Annotated in this window: 26 protein-coding genes; 5 read left to right on the forward strand and 21 right to left on the reverse strand. The window is 66.4% G+C overall.

The window, feature by feature from the left end; all coding sequences use genetic code 11:
• Position 1: 1 nt before the first annotated feature.
• The 4 genes from ruvB to ACFYOW_RS05355 form a co-directional block, all read right to left on the reverse strand.
• A complete protein-coding gene (gene ruvB, locus ACFYOW_RS05340) occupies positions 2-1087 on the reverse strand; it encodes a Holliday junction branch migration DNA helicase RuvB (RefSeq protein WP_387284708.1) in 1086 nt (361 codons plus the stop codon).
• Between the two features lie 6 nt (positions 1088-1093).
• Entirely contained in the window at positions 1094-1699 is a 606-nt protein-coding gene (ruvA, locus tag ACFYOW_RS05345) for a Holliday junction branch migration protein RuvA (protein WP_040692392.1), read from the reverse strand.
• Positions 1696-2265 carry a crossover junction endodeoxyribonuclease RuvC gene (gene ruvC, locus ACFYOW_RS05350; RefSeq protein WP_040692394.1) on the reverse strand — a complete coding sequence of 190 codons (570 nt, stop codon included), beginning with the start codon at positions 2263-2265 and terminating at the stop codon, positions 1696-1698. The genes ruvA and ruvC overlap by 4 nt, the downstream gene beginning before the upstream one ends.
• A 95-nt stretch (positions 2266-2360) precedes the next feature.
• A complete protein-coding gene (locus tag ACFYOW_RS05355) occupies positions 2361-2846 on the reverse strand; it encodes an MmpS family transport accessory protein (RefSeq protein ID WP_387284711.1) in 486 nt (161 codons plus the stop codon).
• A 177-nt stretch (positions 2847-3023) separates the two neighbouring features.
• Here ACFYOW_RS05355 and ACFYOW_RS05360 point away from each other — a divergent pair, with 177 nt between their 5' ends.
• Positions 3024-4496, forward strand: coding sequence for an alpha/beta hydrolase (locus tag ACFYOW_RS05360; RefSeq protein ID WP_387284713.1), 1473 nt, complete (start codon positions 3024-3026; stop codon positions 4494-4496).
• A gap of 33 nt (positions 4497-4529) precedes the next feature.
• Here ACFYOW_RS05360 and ACFYOW_RS05365 read toward each other — a convergent pair whose 3' ends face one another.
• Positions 4530-5525, reverse strand: a complete 996-nt coding sequence (locus ACFYOW_RS05365) for a GlxA family transcriptional regulator (RefSeq protein ID WP_387284715.1) — start codon at positions 5523-5525, stop codon at positions 4530-4532.
• 85 nt (positions 5526-5610) lie between these two features.
• Between ACFYOW_RS05365 and ACFYOW_RS05370 the strand changes: the two genes are divergently transcribed.
• Entirely contained in the window at positions 5611-6546 is a 936-nt protein-coding gene (locus ACFYOW_RS05370; protein WP_387286019.1) for an NADP-dependent oxidoreductase, read from the forward strand.
• Between the two features lie 559 nt (positions 6547-7105).
• Positions 7106-7312, forward strand: a complete 207-nt coding sequence (locus ACFYOW_RS05375; protein ID WP_040692396.1) for a DUF5988 family protein — start codon at positions 7106-7108, stop codon at positions 7310-7312.
• An 85-nt stretch (positions 7313-7397) separates the two neighbouring features.
• Here the strand turns inward: ACFYOW_RS05375 and ACFYOW_RS05380 are convergent, their stop codons facing one another.
• Together ACFYOW_RS05380 and pdxT are read right to left on the reverse strand one after the other, a co-directional pair.
• A complete protein-coding gene (locus ACFYOW_RS05380) occupies positions 7398-8153 on the reverse strand; it encodes a YebC/PmpR family DNA-binding transcriptional regulator (RefSeq protein WP_387284717.1) in 756 nt (251 codons plus the stop codon).
• 113 nt (positions 8154-8266) lie between these two features.
• Positions 8267-8917, reverse strand: coding sequence for a pyridoxal 5'-phosphate synthase glutaminase subunit PdxT (pdxT, locus tag ACFYOW_RS05385; protein ID WP_387284719.1), 651 nt, complete (start codon positions 8915-8917; stop codon positions 8267-8269).
• 209 nt (positions 8918-9126) lie between these two features.
• On the opposite strand from pdxT, the gene ACFYOW_RS05390 reads away from it, so the two are divergent.
• On the forward strand, positions 9127-10818 hold the full coding sequence (locus ACFYOW_RS05390; RefSeq protein ID WP_387286021.1) for an APC family permease: 1692 nt from the start codon (positions 9127-9129) through the stop codon (positions 10816-10818).
• A gap of 34 nt (positions 10819-10852) precedes the next feature.
• Here the strand turns inward: ACFYOW_RS05390 and ACFYOW_RS05395 are convergent, their stop codons facing one another.
• Entirely contained in the window at positions 10853-11674 is an 822-nt protein-coding gene (locus tag ACFYOW_RS05395) for an acyl-CoA thioesterase (RefSeq protein WP_387284720.1), read from the reverse strand.
• Positions 11675-11784: 110 nt separating this feature from the next.
• Between ACFYOW_RS05395 and ACFYOW_RS05400 the strand changes: the two genes are divergently transcribed.
• Entirely contained in the window at positions 11785-12411 is a 627-nt protein-coding gene (locus tag ACFYOW_RS05400) for a hypothetical protein (protein WP_387284722.1), read from the forward strand.
• A gap of 296 nt (positions 12412-12707) precedes the next feature.
• Here the strand turns inward: ACFYOW_RS05400 and ACFYOW_RS05405 are convergent, their stop codons facing one another.
• From ACFYOW_RS05405 to ACFYOW_RS05465, 13 genes are all read right to left on the reverse strand, one after another.
• The gene (locus ACFYOW_RS05405) at positions 12708-12878 is read right to left on the reverse strand and encodes a hypothetical protein (protein WP_387284724.1); all 171 of its coding nucleotides are present in this window, start codon (positions 12876-12878) and stop codon (positions 12708-12710) included.
• Positions 12862-13137, reverse strand: a complete 276-nt coding sequence (locus tag ACFYOW_RS05410) for a hypothetical protein (RefSeq protein WP_387284726.1) — start codon at positions 13135-13137, stop codon at positions 12862-12864. The genes ACFYOW_RS05405 and ACFYOW_RS05410 overlap by 17 nt, the downstream gene beginning before the upstream one ends.
• A 121-nt stretch (positions 13138-13258) precedes the next feature.
• Positions 13259-14161, reverse strand: coding sequence for a pyridoxal 5'-phosphate synthase lyase subunit PdxS (pdxS, locus tag ACFYOW_RS05415; protein ID WP_040692437.1), 903 nt, complete (start codon positions 14159-14161; stop codon positions 13259-13261).
• Between the two features lie 218 nt (positions 14162-14379).
• Positions 14380-14553 (reverse strand): hypothetical protein, encoded by a 174-nt coding sequence (locus ACFYOW_RS05420; RefSeq protein ID WP_157124470.1) that lies wholly within the window; start codon positions 14551-14553, stop codon positions 14380-14382.
• A gap of 112 nt (positions 14554-14665) precedes the next feature.
• On the reverse strand, positions 14666-15709 hold the full coding sequence (locus ACFYOW_RS05425; RefSeq protein WP_387286023.1) for an NUDIX domain-containing protein: 1044 nt from the start codon (positions 15707-15709) through the stop codon (positions 14666-14668).
• Positions 15710-15737: 28 nt separating this feature from the next.
• Positions 15738-16862, reverse strand: a complete 1125-nt coding sequence (locus ACFYOW_RS05430) for a glycosyltransferase family 4 protein (protein WP_387284728.1) — start codon at positions 16860-16862, stop codon at positions 15738-15740.
• Positions 16859-17857, reverse strand: a complete 999-nt coding sequence (locus tag ACFYOW_RS05435) for a phosphatidylinositol mannoside acyltransferase (protein WP_387284730.1) — start codon at positions 17855-17857, stop codon at positions 16859-16861. Before ACFYOW_RS05435 ends, ACFYOW_RS05430 begins: the two co-directional genes overlap by 4 nt.
• Before the next feature lie 153 nt (positions 17858-18010).
• The gene (pgsA, locus tag ACFYOW_RS05440) at positions 18011-18694 is read right to left on the reverse strand and encodes a phosphatidylinositol phosphate synthase (RefSeq protein WP_387284732.1); all 684 of its coding nucleotides are present in this window, start codon (positions 18692-18694) and stop codon (positions 18011-18013) included.
• A gap of 1 nt (position 18695) precedes the next feature.
• Positions 18696-19295 carry an HIT family protein gene (locus ACFYOW_RS05445; RefSeq protein WP_387284733.1) on the reverse strand — a complete coding sequence of 200 codons (600 nt, stop codon included), beginning with the start codon at positions 19293-19295 and terminating at the stop codon, positions 18696-18698.
• Positions 19296-19364: 69 nt separating this feature from the next.
• Complete coding sequence (gene thrS / locus ACFYOW_RS05450; RefSeq protein WP_387284734.1) at positions 19365-21416, reverse strand: threonine--tRNA ligase; 2052 nt, start codon at positions 21414-21416, stop codon at positions 19365-19367.
• A 449-nt stretch (positions 21417-21865) separates the two neighbouring features.
• Positions 21866-22540 carry a (2Fe-2S)-binding protein gene (locus ACFYOW_RS05455; RefSeq protein WP_387284736.1) on the reverse strand — a complete coding sequence of 225 codons (675 nt, stop codon included), beginning with the start codon at positions 22538-22540 and terminating at the stop codon, positions 21866-21868.
• Positions 22537-22962 (reverse strand): TIGR02611 family protein, encoded by a 426-nt coding sequence (locus tag ACFYOW_RS05460; RefSeq protein ID WP_387284738.1) that lies wholly within the window; start codon positions 22960-22962, stop codon positions 22537-22539. Before ACFYOW_RS05460 ends, ACFYOW_RS05455 begins: the two co-directional genes overlap by 4 nt.
• Before the next feature lie 70 nt (positions 22963-23032).
• The gene (locus ACFYOW_RS05465) at positions 23033-25288 is read right to left on the reverse strand and encodes a solute carrier family 23 protein (protein ID WP_387284740.1); all 2256 of its coding nucleotides are present in this window, start codon (positions 25286-25288) and stop codon (positions 23033-23035) included.
• Positions 25289-25394: the final 106 nt, after the last annotated feature.

Consider the following 25394-nt stretch of genomic DNA (forward strand, 5'->3'; position numbering starts at 1 on the left):
GTCAGTCGAAGAGATCGAGGGTGGGGTGGGGTTCGCGGCCGCGGACTTCGATGGAGCCGAAGACGAGATCGGGCGGCGGCACGAGGCCGAGATGTTCCCAGGCGGCGGCGGTGGCGACTCGGCCGCGCGGGGTGCGGGCCACCATGCCGGCCCGGACGAGGAACGGCTCGCAGACCTCTTCGACGGTCGCGGCCTCCTCCCCCACGGCGACCGCGAGGGTCGAAACACCAACGGGCCCACCGCCGAAGCTGCGGACCAGCGCGCCGAGGACGGCGCGGTCGAGGCGGTCCAGGCCCAGGACATCCACGTCGTAGACCTCGAGTGCGGCCTGCGCGATGGGACGGGTGATCACGCCGTCGGCACGGACCTCGGCGTAATCGCGGACGCGGCGCAGCAGGCGGTTTGCGATGCGGGGGGTGCCGCGGGAGCGGCCTGCGACCTCGGCGGCGGCATCGCGGTCGATGGTGACACCGAGAATATGGGCCGAGCGCAGCAGAATGCGCAGGAGTTCTTCGGGATCGTAGAAATCCATATGGCCGGTGAAGCCGAAGCGGTCGCGCAGCGGACCGGTGAGCGCACCGGAGCGGGTGGTCGCGCCGACCAGCGTGAACGGCGCGATGTCCAGCGGAATCGACGTTGCCCCAGGACCTTTCCCGACGACCACGTCGACGCGAAAATCCTCCATGGCGAGGTAGAGCATCTCCTCGGCGGGCCGGGCAATCCGGTGGATCTCATCGATGAACAGCACATCGCCCTCGACCAGATTGCTCAGCATCGCGGCGAGATCGCCCGCGCGTTCCAGCGCCGGACCGGAGGTAATGCGCAGCGCCGTACCGAGTTCGGCGGCAATGATCATCGCCATACTGGTCTTGCCGAGCCCGGGCGGACCGGACAGCAGCACATGGTCCGGGGTACCGCCGCGTTGTTTGGCGCCGCGCAGCACCAACGCGAGCTGTTCACGGACGCGCGGCTGGCCGATGAAATCGTCCAGGGACTTCGGGCGCAGACTGGCCTCGATATCACCATCGGACTTGAGATAGCTTGCGCTGACCTGGGATTCGGCGTCCGGTTCGGGATCGTGATCCATGACGTCTTACCGATTCTTCCCCAGCGAGCCGAGCGCAGCGCGCAGCGCCTTCGACGTATCGGCGGCGGGATTTTCAGCGAGTACCGCATCGACCGCGGGTTCGGCCTGTTTGACCGGGAATCCGAGTCCGACCAGCGCCTCGACAACCTGCTCGCGCACCGGTGTGAGCACCGGCGTCGGCGTACTGCCGGGCGGACCTGCCTGCACCGGAACAAGATTCACCTTGTCGCGCAACTCGACAACCATCCGCTCGGCCCCGCGCTTGCCGATGCCGGGCACCCGGGTCAGCGCCGCGACATTGCTCTCCGCCAGCGCCTTGCGCAACGCCTCGGGCTCGAGCACCGCGAGTACCGCCATGGCCAGCCGGGGCCCGACTCCGGAGACGGTCTGCAAAAGGCCGAACAGGTCACGGGATTCGGTATCGGCGAATCCGAACAGCGTCATCGAATCCTCGCGCACGATCATCGCCGTGAACAGCCGGGATTCCTCCCCGCGGGTCAGGGTGGACAGCGTCGCCGGGGTGACATTGAGCCGGTAGCCCACGCCCGCCGCCTCGATCACCACATGATCGAGCGCGATCTCGAGCACCTCACCGCGTACCGACGCGATCACCCGCGCACCACCTTCCGTTGTTCGGCAAGCCGCTGTGTATACCGCCGTTGTGCCTCGGCGGCGCGCGCCTCCGCCTCCGCCATCCGCGCCATCAGCGGCGCCCGCCAACAATGACAGATCGCCAGGGCCAGCGCATCGGCCGCATCCGCCGGTTTCGGCGCGACCTGGAGGCCGAGGATACGCGTCACCATCGCGGTCACTTGCGCCTTGTCCGCCGTGCCGTTGCCGGTGACGGCGGCCTTCACCTCACTCGGGGTATGGAAGGCCACGGGTATCCCTCGGCGCGCGGCGGCGAGTGCGATCACGCCGCCGGCTTGGGCGGTGCCCATGGCAGTCCGCACATTGTGCTGCGCGAATACCCGCTCGATCGCGACCGCATCGGGTTTGTGCGTATCCATCCAGTGTTCGGCGACGTCGGCGACGCCCATCAGCCGGTGTGCCAGGTCCATATCCGCGGGGGTGCGCACCACGTCGACGTCGAGCGCCGTCACCTTCCGCCCCAGCCCGCCCTCGACGATGCTGAGGCCGCACCGGGTGAGTCCCGGGTCGACGCCCATCACCCGCACACGATCCCCTCTCGAAGGCACGAACAACTGTTCGAGAGTCTAGTGGACGACGCGGGCGGCCTGCACCAACGACACGATGCCCGTCCGGGATTCGGCTAGTCGAACGAGTGGTAGCAGCTCACATACGCGTAGGTGCCGGAGTCCGAATCCTCGACGACCACCTTGCCGTCCTGCAGGATTCGGCAGGTCACCGTGCCGCCACTGGATCCGCTGACAGTCGCCGACACCCGGCCCGTGCGGACGTATCCGGTCACGGTCACGGCCTTGGTCCACGGCAGCGGTGCGTCGTTGGCATTCGCGGTATCGAAATCACCACTGTTGTAGGAGATATCGGCGGTGCCGGAGCCCGAGACCTCGTAGGTGATCGAGGTTTCCTTCTTCGACTCCTTGTCCAGCCGGTAGGCGATGGATCCGAATACCGCGACGCAGCCACCGACGGTGAGCACGATCGCCAGGAAGACACCGCCGAGCACCCACGGCCACACCGGCTTGCCCTTCGGCGGCTGCGGCGGATATCCCGGGTAGCCCGGATACCCCTGCCCCGGATAACCCGGGTACTGCGGCGGTGGTTGATAAGTCATGTGCACCCCTCCTGAATCCTGCACGACCAGCTACTGGACTTTACCGGACAAGAGGTTCGGAGCCCGGGTTCACCTGTGCGGTTATCGACATGCGATCGACCGGCGTTTCAGGGTCGCCCAGGTTCATCGGAGCGAATTCACAGGCTTTCTCGAGGAACGGTCTCGACAATGCCGTAGGTGCCCGTAGTCCGTGCCCCGCTCGCCGCACCCACGACCCCCGTGACACCACCGCCGCCACCACCGCGGCTGCCTTCGGCGAATCTGAATCCGAACTATCAGAACGGCTTTCATCACGGCATATCGCTGCTGCACGGCTGGCTGCCGGTGACCGTCGAACTGGTCGCGGTGGTAGCGTTGATCCTGGCGATCGGCTGGCGGACCCGGCGCTGGCGGCTGGTGCTGCTGCCGATCTGCGTGGTGCTCGGTGCGGCGGCCGCGGTCGCCGCATGGGCGTATGTGAACGATCAGGGGCTGGCCTCGGATCCGGCGCCGGTCGAGTTGTGGGCGTGTGTCGGCGTCGCGGTCGCGGCGATCGCGGTCGCCGGGCTCGGTTGGCGCGGTGCCAGGTGGTGGCGGCGTGGCGTCTCGGTGCTCGCCATACCGCTGGCACTGTTGAGCACCGGCATCGTGCTCAATCAGTGGGTGGGCTACTACCCCACCGTGCAGTCCGCGTGGAGTGCGCTCACCGCGGGTCCGCTGCCGAATCAGACCGATATCGATGCGCTGCCCGGACTGCGCAATACCGATGTCAGCACCGGCAAGATCGTGCCGGTGCAGATTCCGGACGCGGGCAGCGGTTTTCCGCATCGAACCGAATACGTGTACTTGCCACCGGCCTGGTTCGCCGGTCCGACGCCGCCGACACTGCCGGTCGTCATGATGATCGGCGGCGAATTCAACACGCCCGCCGACTGGATCCGCAGCGGTCAGATCATGCCCGAGGTCGACAAGTTCACCGCCGCCAACGGCGGCCGCGCCCCGATCCTCGTCTTCGTCGATTCCAGCGGCAGTTTCAACAATGACACCGAATGCGTGAACGGTCCGCGCGGCGATGCCGCCGACCATCTGACCCGAGATGTGCCCAGCTATCTGGAATCTCGCTTCGGCGCCTCGGCGGATCCGGCGAACTGGGCGGTTGTCGGCTGGTCCATGGGCGGCACCTGTGCGGTCGATCTGGCGGTCATGCACCCGGAATTGGTGCACACCTTCGTCGATATCGCGGGCGATCTCGGCCCGGCCTCGGGCAATAAGGAACAAACGATCCGAAGGCTTTTCGGCGGCGCCGCCGACCGCTGGGCCGCGTTCGATCCGCTCACCGTCATGGCCGAGCACGGTCCCTATACGGGTATGGCGGGTCTGTTCGACGATCTCACCCCGCCCAAATCCGGTCCGGGATCCCGTGGTGCGCGCCAACAATCCGCAGCCGCGGACGACGACAACGTGGGCATGGGCGGTCATGACGGAGTCTTCGACACCGGTGAGGTCGGCGCCGCCGAAAAGCTGTGCGACGCAGGCCACGAGGTCGGCATCGATTGCACCATTCACACCACCCAGGGTGGCCACACCTGGCAATTCGCCTCGGCCGCGTTCACCTCGTCGTTCCCCTGGATCGTCGCCCGCGTCGGTCTCCCCGTACCCGACGCGACCTGAAACCGATTGCGCGGTCGATGAATCGACCCGCGCTCAACCCAGGACTTCGGCCGGGACGACGGACTCGGCGCGGAAGGTTCGGCGATAGGCCAGCGGTGATACGCCGATCGAATCGTGCAGATGTTGGCGTAGTGAGCTCCCGGTGGCAAAGCCGACCTCGCCCGCGATGCGGTCCACGGTCATATCGGTCGATTCGAGGAGCTGGCGGGCGCGGAAGATGCGCTGCTGGATGAGCCAGCGGCCCGGGCTCATGCCGACCTCGTCGCGGAAGCGACGGGCGAAGGTGCGCTTGCTCATTCGGGCCTGGACGGCGAGATCGTCCATGGTCAACGGCAATCGGAGATTCTCGAGGGCCCAGTGCCTGGCGGCGGCGGTGCCCGCCGAGGTCGACGGCGGCACCGGTTGTTCGATGTATTGGGCCTGGCCGCCATCACGCCACGGTGGCACGACGCAGCGCCGCGCCACCGTATTCGCGACGGCACTGCCGTGGTCGCGGCGCACCAGGTGCAGACAGAGATCTATGCCTGCCGCCGCGCCCGCCGAGGTGAGCAGGTCATCGTCGTCGACGTAGAGGACATCGGTATTCAGCAGCACCCGAGGAAAGGTGCGCCGGAACAGTTCGGCCACATTCCAGTGCGTCGTCGCCGGACGACCGTCGAGCAGTCCGGCGGCTGCGGTCACGAATGCGCCGGTACAGATCGACACGATGCGGGTGCCCGGTCGGATGCGTGCGAATGCCGCGGCCACCGGAGGCGGCAGCGTGCCATCGAGCGTCATATCGATATCGCAGGCCGGTATGACCACGGTGTCGGCGGCCGCCAGCGCCCGGCTGTCGTGCTGGACGGCGATGGCGAAATCGGCTCGGCTCGGTACCGCTGCGCCATCGATCGAGCAGGTGCTCACCTCGTACAGATCCGCGGCGGTGGCGAAGACGCGGCTCGGAATGCCGAGTTCGAACGGATACACCCCGTCCAAGGCAAGCACGACCACTCGATGTCGCGCCGAGCGCCCGTCCGTGGTGTCGACCATGGCACGATCATATCGAATATTGGCAATCGTGCCATTTCCCCGCGTCGCCGCCGACGGCAGGCTGAACGACATGAACGACACCACCATGCGCGCGATCAGCCAAGACCTGATCGGCGGCCCCGAGGTCCTGACCGAAGTCGAACTACCCATCCCGACTCCCGGCCCCGGCGAAATCCTGGTCCGGGTGCGGGCAGCCGGTCTCAACCCGACCGATTGGCGGCATCGCGGCGTCTCCGGACTCTTCCTCGGCGAACCGCCGTTCGTGCTGGGTTGGGATGTATCGGGCGAAGTGGTGGCCACGGGTATCGGGGTCACCCTGTTCGAGCCGGGCGACGCCGTCTTCGGCATGCTCCCCTATCCCTACGGACACGGCGCATTCGCCGAATATGTCGTGGGCCCCGCCCGCGCCTTCGCCCCGAAACCGGTGAACCTGGACCACATTCAGGCCGCAGCCGTCCCACTGGCCGCCCTCACCGCCTGGCAGGCCCTCATCGACACCGCGAAACTACGTGCCGGACAACGCATCCTGATCCATGCAGCAGCGGGTGGCGTCGGGCATTTCGCCGTTCAGATCGCCAAGGCGCGCGGCGCGTACGTCATCGGCACCGCCAGCGCGGCCAACCACGAATTCCTGCGCGAAATCGGCGCGGACGAGACGATCGATTACCGCACAACCGACTTCGCCGAGGCGGTCGGAGGTGTCGACGTCGCGCTGGATTCGATCGATGACGAGAACAGCCTGCGCTCGTTGCGCACACTCCGACCCGGCGGCCTACTGGTCTCGCTGCGCGCCTTCGGGGCGACCGAATTGGCCACCGAGGCAAAGCAATTGGGGGTTCGGGCGGTGCGCATGCTGGTCGAGGACGATCACGCCGGAATGATCGCGCTCGCGGAACTCGTCGAATCCGGGTCGCTGCGCCCGGCCATCGCCGGAGTCTTCCCGTTCGAGCAGGCAGCGAAGGCGCACACACTCGGCGAAACCGGCCGCACTGTAGGCAAATTGGTGCTCACAGTGCCGTGAGTCAGCGCTTCTCGCCCGTGGCTGATCAGCATGCCGGCGCCCCACCAAGTCAGGCGTCCGGCGATCGCCACGTATAGGAAGATCGCGAAGTACACCAAGCTCGCACCGTAGTCGGCAGCCCAACCTGGCATCCGATTCACCGTCGCGAATGCGGCGATGAGCAGGATGAGTCCGGTCGCGACCGCGAGCGGGGCGAGGGTGATATTCAGGTCGGTTGAATCGCCGGAACGCTCGTCGGCAAGGGATCGACTCATGATGGCTGGTCTCTTTCCGGGGCGGGACAAGTTCTCGGTGCGCAGAAGCCTGATCGGGCGGCCGCGACGGGCGGCCGCGGCACTCGATTCGCATATCAGCAATCGAGCCGCAATCGTTACACCGCAGATATCGACAGCAGCGATCAGTTGCTCCGAACCGATGGAAGGCAATCAGCCAACTTGTAGCAATCCCAATCGGTTGTATCGGACCCCCTCGGGTGCGGCATCGAAATTCCCCCAGGACAACCCGCACCCTTCGGCCGTGTTTGTGGCATGCATCACATCCGAGACCTACCATCCGAAGGATGAGCAATGTTGTGAAGGCTGTCCTAGAAGGTGGGCCGAAAGACTTGCCCGCTCGCATCGTTCCGATCACGCCGCCCGGCGTCGAGCTCAAAGTCGAATACCGCGGCGGATACGAGCACTTCAAGGTCACCAATCGGGAAGCCGATACGCCCGAGGGGCGGCTGCGGGTCTACGAATGGTCCGATCGGACACGAATCGCGGAATAACCAGTTCACGCCTGGTGCGAAACGCACTCGGGGCGGTCCGCATATTTGCGAACCGCCCCGAGGCACTGGTCGATGACGAGCCGTGTCAGTCCTGTTCCAACTGGGAGCCGACCTCGTCGGAGATGTCCACGTTGGTGTAAACGTTCTGTACGTCGTCGCTGTCCTCGAGCGCGTCGACCAACTTGAACACCTTGCGCGCGCCGTCGACGTCGACGGCGACCGATACCGACGGCTGGAAGCCGGATTCGGCGGAGTCGTAATCGATTCCGGCGTCCTGCAGCGCCTTGCGCACCGGGATCAGATCCGACGGTTCGCTGACGACCTCGAAGGAATCACCGAGGTCGTTGACCTCCTCGGCGCCCGCGTCGAGCACGGCGAGCAGCACATCGTCCTCGGACAGCCCGTTCTTCTCCAGGGTCACGATGCCCTTGCGGTGGAACAGGTAGGAAACCGAACCCGGATCGGCCATATTGCCGCCGTTGCGGGTCATCGCCACGCGCACCTCGCCCGCGGCGCGGTTGCGATTGTCGGTGAGGCATTCGATCAGCACCGCGACACCATTGGGGCCGTAGCCCTCGTACATGATGGTCTGCCAGTCGGCGCCGCCGGCCTCTTCACCGCCGCCGCGCTTGCGGGCACGCTCGATGTTGTCGTTCGGAACCGACGACTTCTTCGCCTTCTGGATAGCGTCGTACAACGTCGGATTGCCCGCCGGGTCACTGCCACCAGTGCGGGCCGCCACCTCGATGTTCTTGATCAACTTGGCGAAGAGCTTGCCGCGCTTCGCGTCGATCCCCGCCTTCTTGTGCTTGGTGGTGGCCCATTTGGAGTGGCCGCTCATTCCCTACTTCCTCCAGTCGACAGCACGTCTGATCGTGCGCACGGTACCCGCACCGGCCGGGTAGACAACTCTCTCAGCCTACTCGTCCGGTTACGGCGCGTTCCTGTGGGCGACTACTCGGCGGCGCGAACCAGATCGACGAACATCCGATGCACCCGCAAATCGCCGGTGACCTCGGGATGGAACGACGTCGCGACCACCTTGCCCTGCCGCGCCGCGACAATGCGCCCGGCGGCCGGGCCACTGGGAACCGTGGCCAGCACCTCGACCCCAGCGCCGACCCGCTCCACCCACGGCGCCCGGATGAACACCGCGCGCACCGGACCGTCGGTCAGGCCCGCGAAGTCCAGATCGGTCTCGAACGAATCGACCTGACGGCCGAAAGCATTGCGCCGCACCGTCATATCGATACCGGACAGATGCTTGGCATCGGGGCGAGTGTCGAGCACTTCGGACGCGAGCAGGATCATTCCGGCGCAGGATCCGAAGGCGGGCATACCTTCCCGCAGCCGCGCGCGCACTGGATCGAGGAGTTCGAAGACCTCCAGCAGCTTGCTGATGGTGGTCGATTCACCGCCGGGCAGCACCAGCGCATCCACCACGGCGAGCTCGGACGCGCGGCGCACCAGCACCGGTTGCGCACCGCATTCCGCGAGTGCCGCGACATGTTCGCGCACGTCACCCTGCAAGGCCAGCACACCGATGGTGGGCCGGTCGGGACTGCGCTGCGCGCCCGTTGCGGGCGAGGCGACCGATGCGTTCACGCCATGAGCTTACGAGGCGCCGCGCTGTGGCCCTGCTCACGGTGGCCGTCAACGTTGCGTCAAGACCGGGTTCATTCGCTCGAAAGCGGTCGACACTCACAGATGTGATTACGGTATTGCCGCGCAAGGCGCCCGCGCCCCGTGCGGCCGACCCGACGCGCCGGGGTTTGACCGTTTCGACCGGCTTGGCGGGGCTATCCCTCGATGCCATGGCATCGGTCGCCTACGGCCCGGAAGCGATCGTGCTGGTGTTGGCCACCGCCGGTGGCGCCGGACTCGGCATGACACTGCCGGTGACCCTTGCGATCGCCGCCTTGCTCGCCGTACTGGTCGCCTCCTACCGGCAGGTGATCGCGGCCTTTCCCGACGGCGGTGGCGCGTACGCGGTGGCGAAGCGCCATCTCGGCCACCGCACCAGCCTGGTGGCCGCGGCCTCGTTGATCATCGACTACATCCTCAATGTCGCGGTCTCGATCGCGGCCGGTGTCGCCGCCCTGACCTCGGCATTCCCGGCGCTGCACGGCTATACGGTATGGATCTGCCTCGCGATCCTGGTCGGGGTGACCGCGCTCAATCTGCTCGGCATCCGAGAAAGCGCGCGCGCCTTCATGATTCCCACGATCGTCTTCGTCGCGGGCATCTTCGCCGTCATCGTCGGCGGCCTGATGCGCTCCGAGCCGTCCGACGTCGCCACCGGGGCGACGGCCGTCGGCGATATTCACACTGTCGGAGTGTTATTGCTGCTCAAGGCATTTTCCAGCGGCTGCGCGGCGCTGACCGGTGTCGAGGCAATCGCGAATGCGGTACCCAGCTTCGACGCGCCGAAGGTCAAACGCGCGCAGCGGGCGGAGGTGGCACTCGGGGCACTGCTCGGTGTCATGTTGATCGGACTCGCCGTGCTCATCGAGAAGTTCTCGGTGCGGCCGACCGAGGGTACGACGGTGCTTTCTCAGCTCACCGAGGCGGCCCTCGGGCACGGAATCGGTTACTACATAGTGCAATTCGCAACGGTCGTACTGCTTGCACTGGCTGCCAACACCTCCTATGGCGGGCTGCCGACGCTCACCCGGGTCCTGGCCGACGACAACTGTCTGCCGCACCGATTCGCGGTCACCTCGCCGCGTCAGGTGTACCGCTACGGCGTGCTCACCCTCGGCGTAACGGCGGGGGTGCTGTTGATCGCGGCGCGCGGCAACATGAACGCACTCGTTCCGTTGTTCGCGATCGGTGTTTTCGTCGGATTCAGCATCGCTCAGGCCGGCATGGTCCGGCACTGGTGGCAGACCAAGACCGCGGCCTGGTGCTGGCGGCTCGCGCTCAACGGCTTCGGTGCACTGCTCACCGGCGTCGCCGCGATCGTCACCACAGCAATGAAATTCACCGACGGTGCGTGGTTGATCGTGCTGGTACTGCCCGCCCTGGTACTCGGTATGGAGCGAATCCGCGGCGCCTACAACAGAATCGGCGGCCGCCGCGGCAGTGGCACGATTCCGGACCAGCCACAAGCCACCGGTACGGCGATCGTGGTGCCGATCTCCGAGGTCTCCGAACTCAGCCGCGAGGCGCTCTCGGCCGCCATGTCGATCGGCAAAGACGTTGTCGCGGTGCATGTTTGCCTGCCGGGTGAATCGGTCAAGGCGTTCACCAAGGCCTGGGAGGCATGGCATCCGGAGGTCAGGCTGGTTCTGCTGGAGGACAGCGACGCCACCGTCGGCGGGCCCGTCGCACGCTATGTCCGCGAGAACTTCTCCGGACGGCGCAAGGTCGTCGTCATCGCCGAGATCGATCCGCCGACCGGCTGGGACCGGGTACTGCCAAGTCACCGCAGCGACGAACTCGAACGCGAACTACGTCGGATGACCGACACGGTGGTGTGCCACCTGCGCGTCCAGGTGGTCTGAGTCCCAGCAGGTCATCCGGTCAGCGTTTGGGCGCTCACTCCTCGCGTAAGGTGCGAATCAAGCCCTCTTGCACGACCGCCGCAACCAACTCGCCCGCACGGTTGAAAATCTTGCCGCCGGTCAGTGCCCGACCGAAACCCGCAGACGGGGAGGACTGGTCGTAGAGCAGCCACTCGTCGGCACGGAACGGGCGCAGGAACCACATGGCGTGATCGAGCGAGGCGTTCTGCGTCGGCTCGTCGGGGTGGGTGACCTTCGAGGAACCGAGCAGCGTCATATCGCTCATGTAGGCGAGGGTGCAGACGTGCACGACCGGGTCGTCGGGCAATGGATGCCGGTAGCGGAACCACACCTGCTGCGGGGAGACGACGCCGTCGCGGCGGGTCACCACATCCTGCGGCACGGTGCGGATATCCCAGTGCTCCCATTCGCGCATGGCCCACAGTCGCTCGGGGCTCATCGCGGTGCTGGCGTCGGGCAGCTCATCCGGACCCTGCACGGGCGGCATCTCGTCCTGATGTTCCGGACCCGAGTCGCCGACGTGGAATGACGCTGACATGGTGAATATCGCGGCGCCGTCCTGTACACCGGTGACCCGCCGAGTGCAGAAGGATCGGCCGTCCCGGATCCGCTCGACGAGGTACACCGTCCGCTCTTCCGGATTTCCCGGCCGCAAGAAGTAGCCGTGCAGCGAATGCACCTGGAACCGCGGCTCCACCGTCCGCACCGCCGATACCAGCGCCTGGCCGGCAACCTGTCCGCCGAATGTGCGTACGAGCTGGGTCTTGGTGGACGCGCCACGGAAGATGTCCCGCTCGAGCCGCTCGATCTCCAGCGCCTCTTCGATTGTCGCCATGAGGCCGAGATTATCCCGAGCGCCGACGCGGCCTGTCGGTGACCTCTCGGCAATGGCCGCGTCCGCCGCCCAGAACGGGGTTCGACAGCGCGGTTTGATGGAATGGATCGGTGCCGCATTTCGATCCGATCACCCAGGACGGCCTCGTCGAACTCGTCACCAACCGCATCCTCGAGCTCGACGGGCGGATGCTGACCGCCGTCGACGGAGCCGACGCGGCCGAGCCCGTGGCGATCGCCCACCGCGTCGCCACCGCACTGCGTGACACCGGACGAGCCGCCGAGGTCGTCTCGCTGCACGACTACATCCGCCCCGCCTCGCTCCGCATGGAATTCGGACGCACCGACGAAATGTCTTATCGCACCGTCTGGTTCGACTACGCCGCACTCGACCGTGAAGTCATCCGGGCGCTGCGCCACGACGCCCGCTGGCTCCCCGCGCTCTGGGACGAGGACCGCGACCGCTCGGCCCGCTCCCCCATCCGCGCCGCCGCACCCGATACGGTCCTGCTCGTGGCGGGTCCCATGCTGTTGGGCCGCGGTCTCGACTTCGATCTGACCGTCCATCTCGACATGTCCGAACCGGCCCTGCGCCGCCGCACACCACCCGACGACCGGTGGACCATCCCGGCCCTTCTCCGTCACGACCGCGACAACCCCAGCACCCCAACCTTTTTCATCCGCTGGGATCACCCCGATCGTCCGGCGCTCCGCATAGACGACACCGCTCGTCGGTAGTCGTACCCTGTCCGAGAACACAGGCCCCTCCTTTGCAATTTTGTTGGGAGACAGACAGTTCCACGTTGGGCACAAAGCATAGTTGAATGCGCATATCCGCGTAGCAACATGCATATAGTTGCTCCGTTAGCGACCCACTTCTCCGAGATCTGTACGGCAGCCCACACCGGACGCGAATCCCCCGAGGAAAGGTGCCGATATTCGCGATATGAGACGCAGCGGGGCGACGAGCACAATGCTCGCCGCCCCGCATCACCCACTCCCCCGGCCGAACCCACTGCGGCCGGGATCAGGGACTAGCCGCAGGCCGTGGACTGCTGACCGAGATTGGTCAACATGGTGCAGGCCCAACTCTTTTCGACCTTCCACTTGCCGTCCTCAGCGACGAAGGGCACATCGACGATGTTCTCTTGACCGTTGATGGTGAACTTCGCCTTGGCATCGAGTGCGTCACCGAAGGCACTCACCTCGGTGACCTCGGATTTGGCGCCCGCTTGCCGATATGCATGCGCGAGACGGGTCCAGCGCGCGGAGCAACTGGGCGTTGAGGTCGGCGACACTCGGGGTCGGCGGGAGGTTCGCATTCGACTTCGTGACGCTGGTCGAGGTCTTGGTCGGTGTGGTCGCGGTCTTCGAGTCATCGCTGCCACATGCCGACAGGCTGAGGGCGGCCACGGCGGCCAGACCCGCGATCGCGACACGTCCGGTCTTACGAAGCTTCAGCATAAGACGACTGTGAGGGCCGCGACAGCTTCTCCCCCATCACCCAGGACGAGCAACGCCCGCGGCAGTGGATCAAGCAATCCCGGTGCCGCGGGCGTCGATTCGATTCAGAGGTAGTGCCGAATCACCAACCGCGCTCGGCCAGCCGGTGATCGACCGGCAGCTCCTCGACATTGATGCCGACCATGGCCTCGCCCAGACCGCGCGAAACCTTGGCGAGCACATCCGGGTCGTCGTAGAACGTAGTCGCCTTGACGATGGCGGCGGCGCGCTCGGCCGGATTGCCAGATTTGAAGATGCCCGAACCGACGAAGACTCCCTCGGCGCCGAGCTGCATCATCATCGCGGCGTCGGCGGGGGTCGCGATACCGCCCGCGGTGAACAGCACGACCGGCAGCTTGCCGGTCTGCGCGACCTCGCGCACCAGCTCGTACGGCGCCTGCAGCTCCTTGGCGGCGACGAACAGCTCGTCCTCGGGCAACGACGACAGCTTGCGGATCTCGGCACGAATCTTGCGCATGTGGGTGGTGGCATTGGAGACGTCACCGGTGCCCGCCTCACCCTTGGAGCGAATCATGGCCGCCCCCTCGGTGATCCGGCGCAGCGCCTCACCGAGGTTGGTGGCACCGCACACGAACGGCACGGTGAAGTTCCACTTGTCGATGTGGTTGGCGTAGTCGGCGGGGGTCAGCACCTCGGACTCATCGATGTAGTCGACGCCGAGGCTCTGCAGGATCTGTGCCTCCACGAAGTGGCCGATACGCGCCTTGGCCATGACCGGAATCGAGACGGCGGAGATGATGCCATCGATCATGTCCGGATCGCTCATCCGGGAGACGCCGCCTTGCGCGCGGATATCGGCCGGAACACGCTCCAGGGCCATCACCGCGACCGCGCCGGCGTCCTCGGCGATCTTGGCCTGCTCGGGGGTGACGACATCCATGATCACCCCGCCCTTGAGCATCTCGGCCATCCCGCGCTTCACGCGGGCGGTGCCGATGGTGTTGGTGGTCTCGGGCGTGGTCACGGCAAACTCCTGAGTCATGTGCGCCAATCGGGTCGCTTGGAACTAACGCCACCGATTCTAGGCGGGCCGATCAGGCCACTTGATAGCCAGTTGGCCACCACTGGCCTTGCCCCGACCAGCGGGTCCGCGTCCGGGCCGCAACCACTGGACCGGTCGCGAGACGGATCCGTCGGGGCCGACGCAAGTCTCGCGCCGTCCCGACGAACACCCGGCAGGAACTACAGCGGGCCGACTACCAGCAACTGGGCCCAATACCCCGCGGCATCGGAACCCAACAACGGCAATAGGAAATCGAACAACAGGTAGGACATGTACTGCTTACCTTCCACACGCCAACGGACCATCTCACTGCAGTGGAAGTACCACCAGAACTCCCGGTAGCGCTCCCCCACCAGCACTACCCAGGCGGCAGCAATCCAGTCGCGACGCTATCACGATCGTGAAACACATCACAGCCGAAAGATCCAGGCGCGCACGCTGTTCACGTTCGAGGCGATCCACCGATCACCGGATAGACCGCACCTCGGGATCGGAGTCACCCGACGCCGCTTTGGCAGCTTCGGGAAGCAGTTGGTCCAGGTGGTAGGGGTAAACGGTCTCGCCGGTGTGGTCCAGGGTGACGATGTCCGCCCCGGTGCACCACTTGTTGCCGGTGATGCTGCGCCGCTCGACCGCGGTGAGATTGCCCGGCTCGGGGTCGAAGGCCGGGACGCGCAGGGCGAAGAACAGCTCCTCGGCCCGGATGAGTTCACCGTCGAAGGGGAATACCGCGACCCGCCGCCAGATGGGACCACGCAGGGCAGTCGGATCCGCGGTGTGCCCCGTCTCCTCCCAGAGTTCCCGCACCGCCGCGCTGCGCAGGGTCTCCCCAGGTTCCACGCCGCCGCCGATGGTGAACCAGAAGGAGACGTCGGGGGTCTTGGGGTCGTTGCCGCGCATGAGCAGCACGCGGTCCTGTTCGTCGAGCAGCACCACGCGCGCCGAGGTGCGGACCGTATCGACGACCAAGCCGGTCGAGGCGGCCGGGGTGGCGCGTTCGCTGATCTCGAAATATGTCGGCAGCGGCGCGGTACCGCCCAGGTGCAGGATGCGGACCGGGCGGCGGGTGCGCAGGGCGAGGGTGTCGCGCACCGCGTCGTTGTGGAAGCGACGCGCGATCAGCACTCGGGCCTCGGCATCGGCGAGTTCGGCGACCTGCTGCGGGCGCAACTGGGCGATATCGATCGCGGAAAGCGCTGCGGAGAGCTGATTTTCGATGGTTTCACGGTCGGCGCGACCCGCCCGCTCGGCCCGATCGGCGAGTGTGGTGAGCCGTTTGGCCTGCTCGACCACCGCGGAATCGGCAGTCGGGCTCGCGATGGCCACGGCGACCGACCTGGCCACCACCGCCCGTCGTGCCAGCGCACCGTCGAGGGCCTGCCAGGACTGATCCGACCGCACATGCAACCGGTCGAGCCGGTTTGCCGTCGAAGCCGCCCACAGACCGATCGCGACGACCACCGCGGCGATGAGCGCGAGTACGAGAACCGTTGTGGCGGAGAACGTAATCATCCAGCAGCCTTCATCGTGCTATCGATCATCCGGCGGCCCGCACGCGCGTATCCCCCACCGTGACGGTTTCGTAGACCCGCAGGATCTGTTCGGCGACCACCGGCCAGTCGTATTCGCCGACCACCTGATCGGCAGTGTGGATCAGGGCTTCGCGGCGCACATCGTCGGTGAGCAGGGTGTCCAGCGCCGCGGCGAGTCGAACCGAATCACCCACCGGGACGAGCATTCCCGCCGTGCCATCGCGCAATACCCGACGGAATGCGTCCAATTCGCTTGCCACCACGGCGGTTCCAGCCGCCATCGCCTCGATCAGGATGATGCCGAAGCTCTCCCCACCGAGATTCGGCGCGACGTACACATCCGCGCTGCGCATCGCCGAGGCCTTTTCCTCGTCCGACACCTGACCGAGGAAACGCAGATGCCGGGCGAGCGGCCCGGCCTCGCGGCGCAGCCGCTCCTCGTCACCGCGACCGACGATGAGGATCTCGACATCCGGATGTCTGCGCACCAATTCGGGCAGCGCACCGAGCAGGACTTCCATCCCCTTGCGCGGTTCGTCGTAGCGACCGAGGAACAGCACCGTTCCGCCCGCGCGCGGATATCCGGGCAGCATCGGGGCCCGCGCGAAGGCAGGCACGGCGACGCCGTTGGGGATCTCGACCGCGTCCGAACCGAGTGCCTCCACCTGCCAGCGCCGCGCCAGCTCGGAGACCGCGATCCGGCCGCTGATCTTCTCGTGATAGGGCCGCAGCACACCCTGAAAGGTGCTCAGCACCAATGATTTCGTGGTCGAGGTGTGGAAGGTGGCCACGATCGGTCCCTCGGCGATCTTCAGCGCGAGCATGGACAGGCTCGGCGCATTCGGTTCGTGGATGTGCAGCACATCGAAGTCGTTGCCGTCGATCCAGCGCCGAATCCTGGTGTAGGCCATGGGTCCGAAGGACAACCGGGCGACCGAACCGTTGTACGGAATCGCCACCGCGCGACCGGCCGAAACCACGAAATCCGGCAGCGGCGTGTCCTCCGATGCGGGCGCGAGCACGCTCACCTTGTGGCCGCGTTCGATGAATACCCGCGCCAATTCCACGACATGGGCCTGCACACCACCGGGGACATCGAACGAATAGGGGCAGACCATGCCGATTTTCATGGTGTCTTCTCCCCTTTGGCGCTGTCCAACCCGGCCTGCGCCGCGGCGATCCTGGCTCGCCGCTCCGCCGAAAGGTCCTGCTCCCATTGTGGCTGCAACATATGCCAATCGGCGGGATGCTCGGCGATATTGGCCGCGAACCGGTCGGCCAGCGCCTGGGTGACCGCCGCGACACCGTCCGAAACATCCAGCGGCGCTTCGGTCTTCATCCCCCAACCCTCGCGACCATCGGCATCTACGGTGAACCAGACGTGCACCGGGATAAGCGCCGCACCGGTCTCGATGGCCAGCTTCGCCGCACCCGCGGGCAGCCACGTGCGCTCGCCGTACATGGTCACCGGGACACCTTTACCGGTCAGGTCCCGCTCGCCCATCAGGCATACGACATTGTTCGCGCGCAGGCGGGCGGCCAGCGCGGTGAACGGCGGCTGCTCACCACCGGTCAGCGGGAATACCTCGAAACCCAGGCTCTCCCGGTAAGCGACGAACCGCTCGAACAGCGATTCCGGCTTCAACCGTTCGGCGACGGTCGCCAACGTGCCGCTGTGGCCGACCAACCAGACCCCGGCCGCATCCCAGTTCCCGGAGTGCGGCAGCGCAAGCACCACACCGCGTCCCCGCGCCAGGGCGGCGTCCAGATTCTCCACGCCCTCCACGAGCGAACCGGTCAGTGCCGAGTGATCCATCGTCGGCAGTCGGAAGGCTTCGCGCCAGTAGCGGGCGTAGGAGCGCATGCTCGCGCGGATCAGTTCGTCTGGGACCTCGGCCGGAGTCACACCGAGCACGCGAGCGAGATTGCGCCGCAACTGATTCGGTTCGCCACCGGCACGGAAGGCGCGATTCGCCTTGTCCGCGATCCGATTACCGCCCCAATCGAAGGCCCGCCGCGCCGTCGATTCGGGCAGCGCGCGCACAACCCGCCAACCCGCCGCATAGGCCCAATCCGTCAGTCCGGACTTGATCCGCGAGCCGACGGCTTCGGACTGGGAACTCACGACTGCGCCTCGCTGGCGCTCGGCTTCGTCGTGCGTTCCGCACGCTGGCACATGGTTCCCTCGCTTCGCTCGCTCACGACTGCGCCTCGCTGGCGCTCGGCTCCGTCGCGCACGAGGGCGCACTGTGCTGATGGTTCACTCGCTGACGCTCGCTCACGAGGGCAACTCCGTCGCGTCCGCTGGATTCTGCGGCGGTGCGGGCGGAATCACGTCCCGCGCGCCCGGCGAATTCCGGACGGCCAGCACCCGCTGGAACACCGTGATAATGCTCAACACCGCCAGAATCCACATCGCTACGTGCACGGCCCAGGTAAGCCATTCGATCCCCCAATACCCGCCGATACCGGTGAATCCGGCGCCGACCAACACAATGATCAGCCGATCCGGCCGCTCGATGAGTCCACCGTCCGCGGACAGGCCACTGGCCTCGGCGCGCGCCTTCGCGTACGAAATCACCTGGGAGGTAATCAGAACCACCAGGGTTGCGAAGAACAGCGGCCTACTGTTCTCGTGATACACCGCCCACCAGGCCAACCCGGCGAAAATGGCGCCGTCGGCGACGCGGTCGCACGTGGCATCGAGCACCGCACCGTATTTCGTGCCGCCGCCGCGCGCTCTCGCCATGGCGCCGTCGAGCATGTCGAACATGACGAACAGCCAGATCACCATGGTCCCCCAGAACAGATGTCCGGTGGGGAACAAGGTGACCGCGGCCGCGATCGAGGCGACGGTGCCGATCACCGTCACCGCGTCAGGGGTGAGTCCGGTACTGACGAGCGCTCTGCCCAGCGGCGCAGTCGCTTTGGAGAACGTCTCGCGGCCGAAGAAGCTGAGCACCCTACTCGACTTCCTTCCACGCCGCCGAAAGCAGCGCCCGAGTTTCCCGCAGCAACTGCGGCATGACCTTCACACCGCCGACGATGGTGATGAAGTTGGCGTCCCCGCCCCAGCGCGGCACGATGTGCTGATGCAGGTGGTCGGCAAGTGAACCACCCGCCACCCCGCCGAGATTCAGGCCGACATTGAAACCGTGCGGCCGCGAGACCCGCTTCATCACCCGAATCGCCTGCTGGGTGAACGACATCAGTTCGGCGCTCTCCTCGAGCGTCAGATCCTCGAGGTTGGCCACCTTGCGGTAGGGCACCACCATCATGTGCCCCGGGTTGTACGGATACAGATTCAGTACCGCGTAGACGTGCTCGCCACGGGCGATGACCAGACCGTCCTCATCCGACATCTTGGGAATATCCGTAAACGGATGGCCCGTGGTGTCTTTCGGATCGGCGGTGGCGGCCTCGGCGATATAGGACATCCGGTACGGAGTCCACAGCCGCTGCAACCGATCCGGCTCACCGGCACCGGTATCCAGGATGCTCCCCTGTTCGTCCGAGTCCGCATTCAAATCCACGAGCCCGTCCGGCACCGTGCGCTCAGTCATGCTCTGTCCGATCTGGTATGTGCGGGGCCCTCCGTGGAACGCCCGCTGCCTCCTCCGGGCCCTGACTGCTCATTCCGGGCCCTTCACCACAAAACCCTCGGCGGTCGGCGAGGCGTTCTCCCGGTTCGCGATCCATTCCACGATCGTGGCCACCGCGGCGGCGACCGGCACGCCGTTGACCTGGGTGCCGTCGCGGAAGCGGAAGCTGACCGCGCCCGCGTTCACATCGCGCTCACCGGCGAGCAGCATGAACGGGATCTTCTGCGCGGTGTTGTTGAAGATCTTCTTCTGCATCCGGTCGTCGCTGCGATCGACCTGCGCGCGGATACCCGCGTCCTGCAGCTGCTCGATGACCGAATCCAGATGCGGCGCAAAGGTTTCCGCGACCGGGATGCCGACAACCTGGACCGGCGAGAGCCAAGCCGGAAAGGCGCCTGCGTAATGTTCGGTGAGCACGCCGAAGAAGCGTTCGATGGAACCGAACAGTGCGCGGTGGATCATTACCGGCCGCTGCTTGGTGCCGTCGGAGGCGGTGTATTCCAGGTTGAAGCGCTCGGGCAGGTTGAAGTCGAGCTGGATGGTCGACATCTGCCAGGTGCGCCCGAGCGCATCCTTGGCCTGTACCGAGATCTTCGGGCCGTAGAAGGCGGCGCCGCCCGGATCCGGGACCAGCTCCAGTCCGGAGTCGGTGGCCACCTTGCGCAGAGTCTCGGTGGCCTCCTCCCACATCTCCTCCGAGCCGACGAACTTCTTCGGATCCTTGGTGGAAAGCTCGAGGTAGAAGTCGTCGAGGCCGTAGTCGGCGAGCAGCCCGAGCACGAATTGCAGTGTGCTGGTCAGCTCGGCGTGCATCTGCTCCTTGGTGCAGTAGATGTGCGCATCGTCCTGGGTCATGCCGCGCACCCTGGTCAGACCGTGCACGACACCGGACTTCTCGTAGCGGTAGACCGAGCCGAATTCGAACATCCGCAGCGGCAGCTCCCGATAGGACCGGCCGCGCGAGCGGAAGATCAGGTTGTGCATCGGGCAGTTCATCGGCTTGACGTAGTAGTCCTGGCCGGGCTTGCGGACGGTGCCGTCCTCGTTGAGTTCGGCGTCCAGGTGCATGGCCGGGAACATGCCGTCCTTGTACCAGTCCAGGTGACCGGAGACCTCGAACAGATGCCCCTTGGTGATGTGCGGTGTATTGACGAACTCATAGCCCGCGGCGACGTGGCGGCGGCGTGAGTACTCCTCGAGTTCCTTGCGGATGATGCCGCCCTTGGGGTGGAACACCGGCAGACCGGAGCCGAGTTCGTCCGGGAAACTGAACAGATCCAGCTCCAGACCGAGTTTGCGGTGGTCGCGGCGCTCGGCCTCCTCGAGCAGGTGCAGATGCTCGTCCAGGGATTCCTGCGATTCCCAGGCGGTGCCGTAGATGCGCTGCAGATCCTCGCGGTTCTGGTCGCCGCGCCAGTAGGCGGCGGAGCTGCGGGTCAGCTTGAAGGCGGGAATGAATTTGGTGGTCGGGATGTGCGGACCGCGGCACAGATCGCCCCAGACCCTTTCGCCGGTGCGCGGGTCCAGGTTGTCGTAGATGGTCAGCTCTTTACCGCCGACCTCCATGACCTCCGGATCGTCGATACCGGACTTATCGCTGATCAGCTCGAGCTTGAACGGCTCCTTCGCCAGTTCGACGCGCGCATCATCGACCTCGACCACTCGGCGCGAAAACCGCTGCGCGCCTTTGACGATCTTCTTCATCCGGGATTCCAGCTTGGCCAGATCCTCGGGGGTGAACGGCCGGTCGACCTGGAAGTCGTAGTAGAAGCCGTCCTTGATGGGCGGGCCGATGCCGAGCTTGGCCTCCGGGAACTCCTGCTGCACGGCCTGGGCCAGCACATGCGCGGCCGAATGCCGGATCACGCTGCGGCCGTCCTCGGTATTGGCGGCGACCGGCTCGACCTCGACATCGGTGTCCGGGGTCCAGGACAGATCCTTGAGCCCCTCCGCATCGCGCACCACGACGATGGTGTCCGGCCCCTTCGTCGGCAGCCCCGCCTCGCGCACCGCGGCACCCGCCGTCGTCCCGGCCGGCACCCGAACGAGGGCGACAGGGCTGATAGGTGCTGAGGTGGTCACGGCGAGAGACTCCTTGGCGTTCGCTGGCGGGCGTGTTCCCGCGCTGGTGCGGGCGGTTGCCCACGGGTCATCGTCGGAGGCGAATTGCTCCGGCGCGACCATGCTATCGGCACCCTGGCGGCCCCGCGTCGATGGACTCGGATCGCCGCGTCGCGGGTGGACCGGTGCCGTTGCGCGAGACCAAAACGTGACATCCGGCAATCGGTTCCGTCATGCGACTGCCGCCGGTTCGATGCGGTGCGTCCGTCGGCGCCGCGGACCGCCTCGTTCGGAACCGACGTCGGGTTCGACGGATTGCGCCGAGTGTGCTCTGCTCGGCCGATCCGGCGATTTCTGCCAGGTCGCGCGAACAGTTTCGCGCCACACAGCCACCATGCCGGGAAAGTGCGCGCACTGCCCATCGCGCACGTTCGGGTACGTCGCGTGGACGCCGAATACCTTGCGGGTGATCAGCTTTCGGCGGCGAGCCGAGCCAGCAGCGCCGTGCGTTCGGCGGCTGGCCGCTTCGGGCAACTGGTGCACATGTCGCAGCCGGGCACCTCGAAGACCAGGCAGCACGAGATCCGGCGGACAAAGGTCCGCCCGTCGACATCCACGAACCGCGGAACCGGCAGCTTCCCACCCACCTCGCCTGCAAGCCGCGCCCCGACCTCGGCATTCCCCGCATCGAGTGCCCGGTTCCCGATGGCATCGGCGGCAATCGCCCAGAGTGACGGCACTCCCGCACCGGAGACCGCCGCTACGGGGCCGATCACGGCGGCCAAGGTCTCCCGCAACGCCTTCGCGCAGGCGTGACCGAGCGCGGCGTCGGACTCGTGCGGTGCACCGCCGTCACCGTCGAGACCATGCCCTACGCCCGCACCCGCGACGGGGTGGAGGTGGACTCGTTCTATGCCGCCGTCGGGGCGGACCTCACAGTCGAGGCGGTCCAGGAACGGCTCCGGCGCGGGTTCCTCGTTCGCGTAGGCGCACGCGAGTTGTTCGACCAGCGCCGATGCGACCATGCACCACCAGAGCGTGCCGGAGACGCGCGGTTCGGCGGTACCCCAGGAGCGGCCCATTTCCGCGATGCGTGCCGACAGCCAGTCCGGTTCGGTCAGGGTGCGGCCGGGGACCGTGTTCACCGTTCCAGGGGACTGTGCAACCACTGCCATTCGACTCCGATCCAGCCGCCGACCAACCCGAATGTTCCCAATACCCAAAGTGTCGCGAGGACCAGCGCGAAGGTCGCCACCGCCGCGAACACCCGCATGGCCGGGCCCCGTGCGGAGTACCACGCCATACCCTGCCGGTACTTGTCACGCAGCCAGCCGAGCGCCCGGCGCGCCCAGGCGAATTCGGTGGCGAGAATGCCAAGTCCGGCGAATACGATCGCCCAGCCGGGGCCGGGATAGGGAATCGCCAAGATTCCGACGACCAGCACCGCGATGCCGATCACCGCGACCCCGACCCGGTAGGCGAGGTTCAGCGTAGGCCGCGCGGCCAGCCGGGCGCGAAAGGCGCGCCATCCGGTGCGCGTGGGTTCGGATTCCAACTCGACAGTCATCTCCATCAGCCTACGAGCGACCTGCGTGGACCCGCCCGAGCGAGGTCGGACGGGTCCAGCTGTCATCGGCTCAGACGAGTTCCGGCGTGACCCGCGCGCCGGTGTCGTCGATATGGGCGAGCCCGTTCACGGTCACCTCGATGACGCGCGCGCTGGCGATATCGAAGAACAGCCCCGACACGGTCACGCCACGCTCGGCCGTCGCCGCACGCACCGCAGGATGCCGGTGCAGCGTTTCCAACTGCACGGCCACATTGACCATGCTCAGCTGGTCGACCTCACCGAATCCGGCGGACGCGGCCGCCTGCGCCACCGGGTGCCCGAGCCGGAACCGCTCCAGGCTCGGATGGGCATGGGCGAGCCACGGTCCGATCCCCGGTCCATCATCGGTGCCGGAATGCAGCGCCTTCATGGCACCACAGGAGGAATGCCCGCACACCACGATGGATCGGACATTCAGCTCGTTGAGCGCGAAGACCAGCGCGGCCTCCACCGACGCGTCACCGCTGTCCGGCACCAGATTGCCCACGTTACGCACCGTGAACATGTCACCGGGACCGCTGTTGGTGATGACGTTCGGAACGACGCGGGAGTCCGCGCAGGTCAGGAAGAAGGTATCGGGATCCTGACGATCACGCAGTTCGTCCAGGTGCGGCCGCACCACATGGGCGTGGCTGCGGTGGTAGGCGGCCACACCCGAGGTCACTCGGTCGGTACTCGCGTCGTCGCCGCGCCAGGGGCCGAGAATCTCATCGAGCACAGCGCGCCCGAATCCGCGGGCCGGCGGACCCGCGGTCGCGTGCGCCATCCGCGCACTGCCGATTTCCACGAAATCGACTGCACCGCCAGTGCTTTCGTGCTGCCGCACCCAATCCTCGATGGCTTCGAAGGCGGCATGGTCGAGGAAGTCGACCGTCATCTCGACGGTGACGTCGACGCCTGCCGGCACTTTCGCGAATTCCGCGGACAGCTTCGGCAGCGCGAGGAAAGTGCAGGAACCATCAATGGTGAGCAGCCAGCGCTGCGAACCGGGAATCTGCTCGGCCGCGACGGAAACTCGAACGACGCGCCACAGCAGCAGCCCGAAAGCCAGTGCCAGACCGATGATCACGCCTTCCAGCAAATTCAGGAAGACCACGCCGAGGATGGTAACGGCATAGATGAGCAGATCGCCGGTGCGCCTGGCCATCTTGATGTGGGCCAGCTTCACCAGCTGGATACCGATGACGATCAGCAGGCCGGCGAGCGCGGACTTCGGAATCTGTTGCACCACCCCGGCCAGGACGACCGAGAACAGCAGAATCCAGCAGCCGTGCAGCACGGCCGAAGCACGACTGCGCGCACCCGCCTGCACGTTGGTGGCGCTGCGCACGATCACGCCGGTGACCGGCAGGCCGCCTAATAGACCCGAGAGCACATTGGCCGAGCCCTGACCGATCAGCTCGCGGTCGAAATTGGTGCGCTTACCGGTGTGCATCTTGTCCACGGCCACCGCAGATAGCAGACTCTCGACGCTGGCGATGAGCGCGATGGTCAGAATCATCAGCGCCACCGCGGACCAGTTGCCGCTGGGGATCTGCGGTAGGCCGATGGCGTCGAACAGCGAGCCGTTCAACACGATTCGCTCGGCCTCGAAGGGCAGCACCAGCGACAACACCGTGCCGACCAAGACCGCCACCAGCGGTCCCGGCACCACCCGCACCTTGGCGGGCACCCGGCGCCAGCCGAGCATGATCGCGATGACCACCGCGCCGATGATCGCGTCATCGCCGTGCAGCGACAGCAGCTGCGACGGCAACTGGGTGATGTTGTTCCAGGCGGAACTGTGCGAGGACCCACCGAGCAGCACGTGAACTTGTTGCAGCGCAATGGTTATGCCGATGCCGGCGAGCATCGCGTGCACCACCACCGGTGCGACGGCCAATGCGGCCCGCGCAATCCGGCTGAGCCCGAATAGGATTTGCAGCACACCGGCCGCGACGACAATGAACGTGGTTGTCCGCCAACCGAATTGGTTGATGGACTCGGCGACAACCACGGTCAGACCCGCAGCGGGCCCGCTGACCTGCAGTATCGAACCGCCGAGTGTGCCCGCGACGATGCCACCGATGACGGCGGCGATGAGTCCGGCGGCCACCGGCGCGCCGGAGGCGACCGCGATGCCGAGGGACAGCGGCAACGCGACCAGGAAGACCACGATAGAGGACGGCAGATCGTGGCGCAGGATCGATGTCAATCGACCGGACAGAGGTTCGGAACTGCGATGGCTCTCGCCCTGTTCAGCGGGCGGTAACGGTGGTGCGGCTACAGCGCTATCAATAGCCATTGACTTCTCCTTCGCCGACTCGGCGCGAACGCCGAGGTCGGTTGACGATCAAAATGTCCAGCAGGGCACAGACCGCGAACCGGCATCTCGCGGTGAAGCAGTTCCC

Source organism: Nocardia sp. NPDC006982, assembly GCF_042869435.1.
In the GTDB taxonomy this organism is placed as follows: domain Bacteria; phylum Actinomycetota; class Actinomycetes; order Mycobacteriales; family Mycobacteriaceae; genus Nocardia.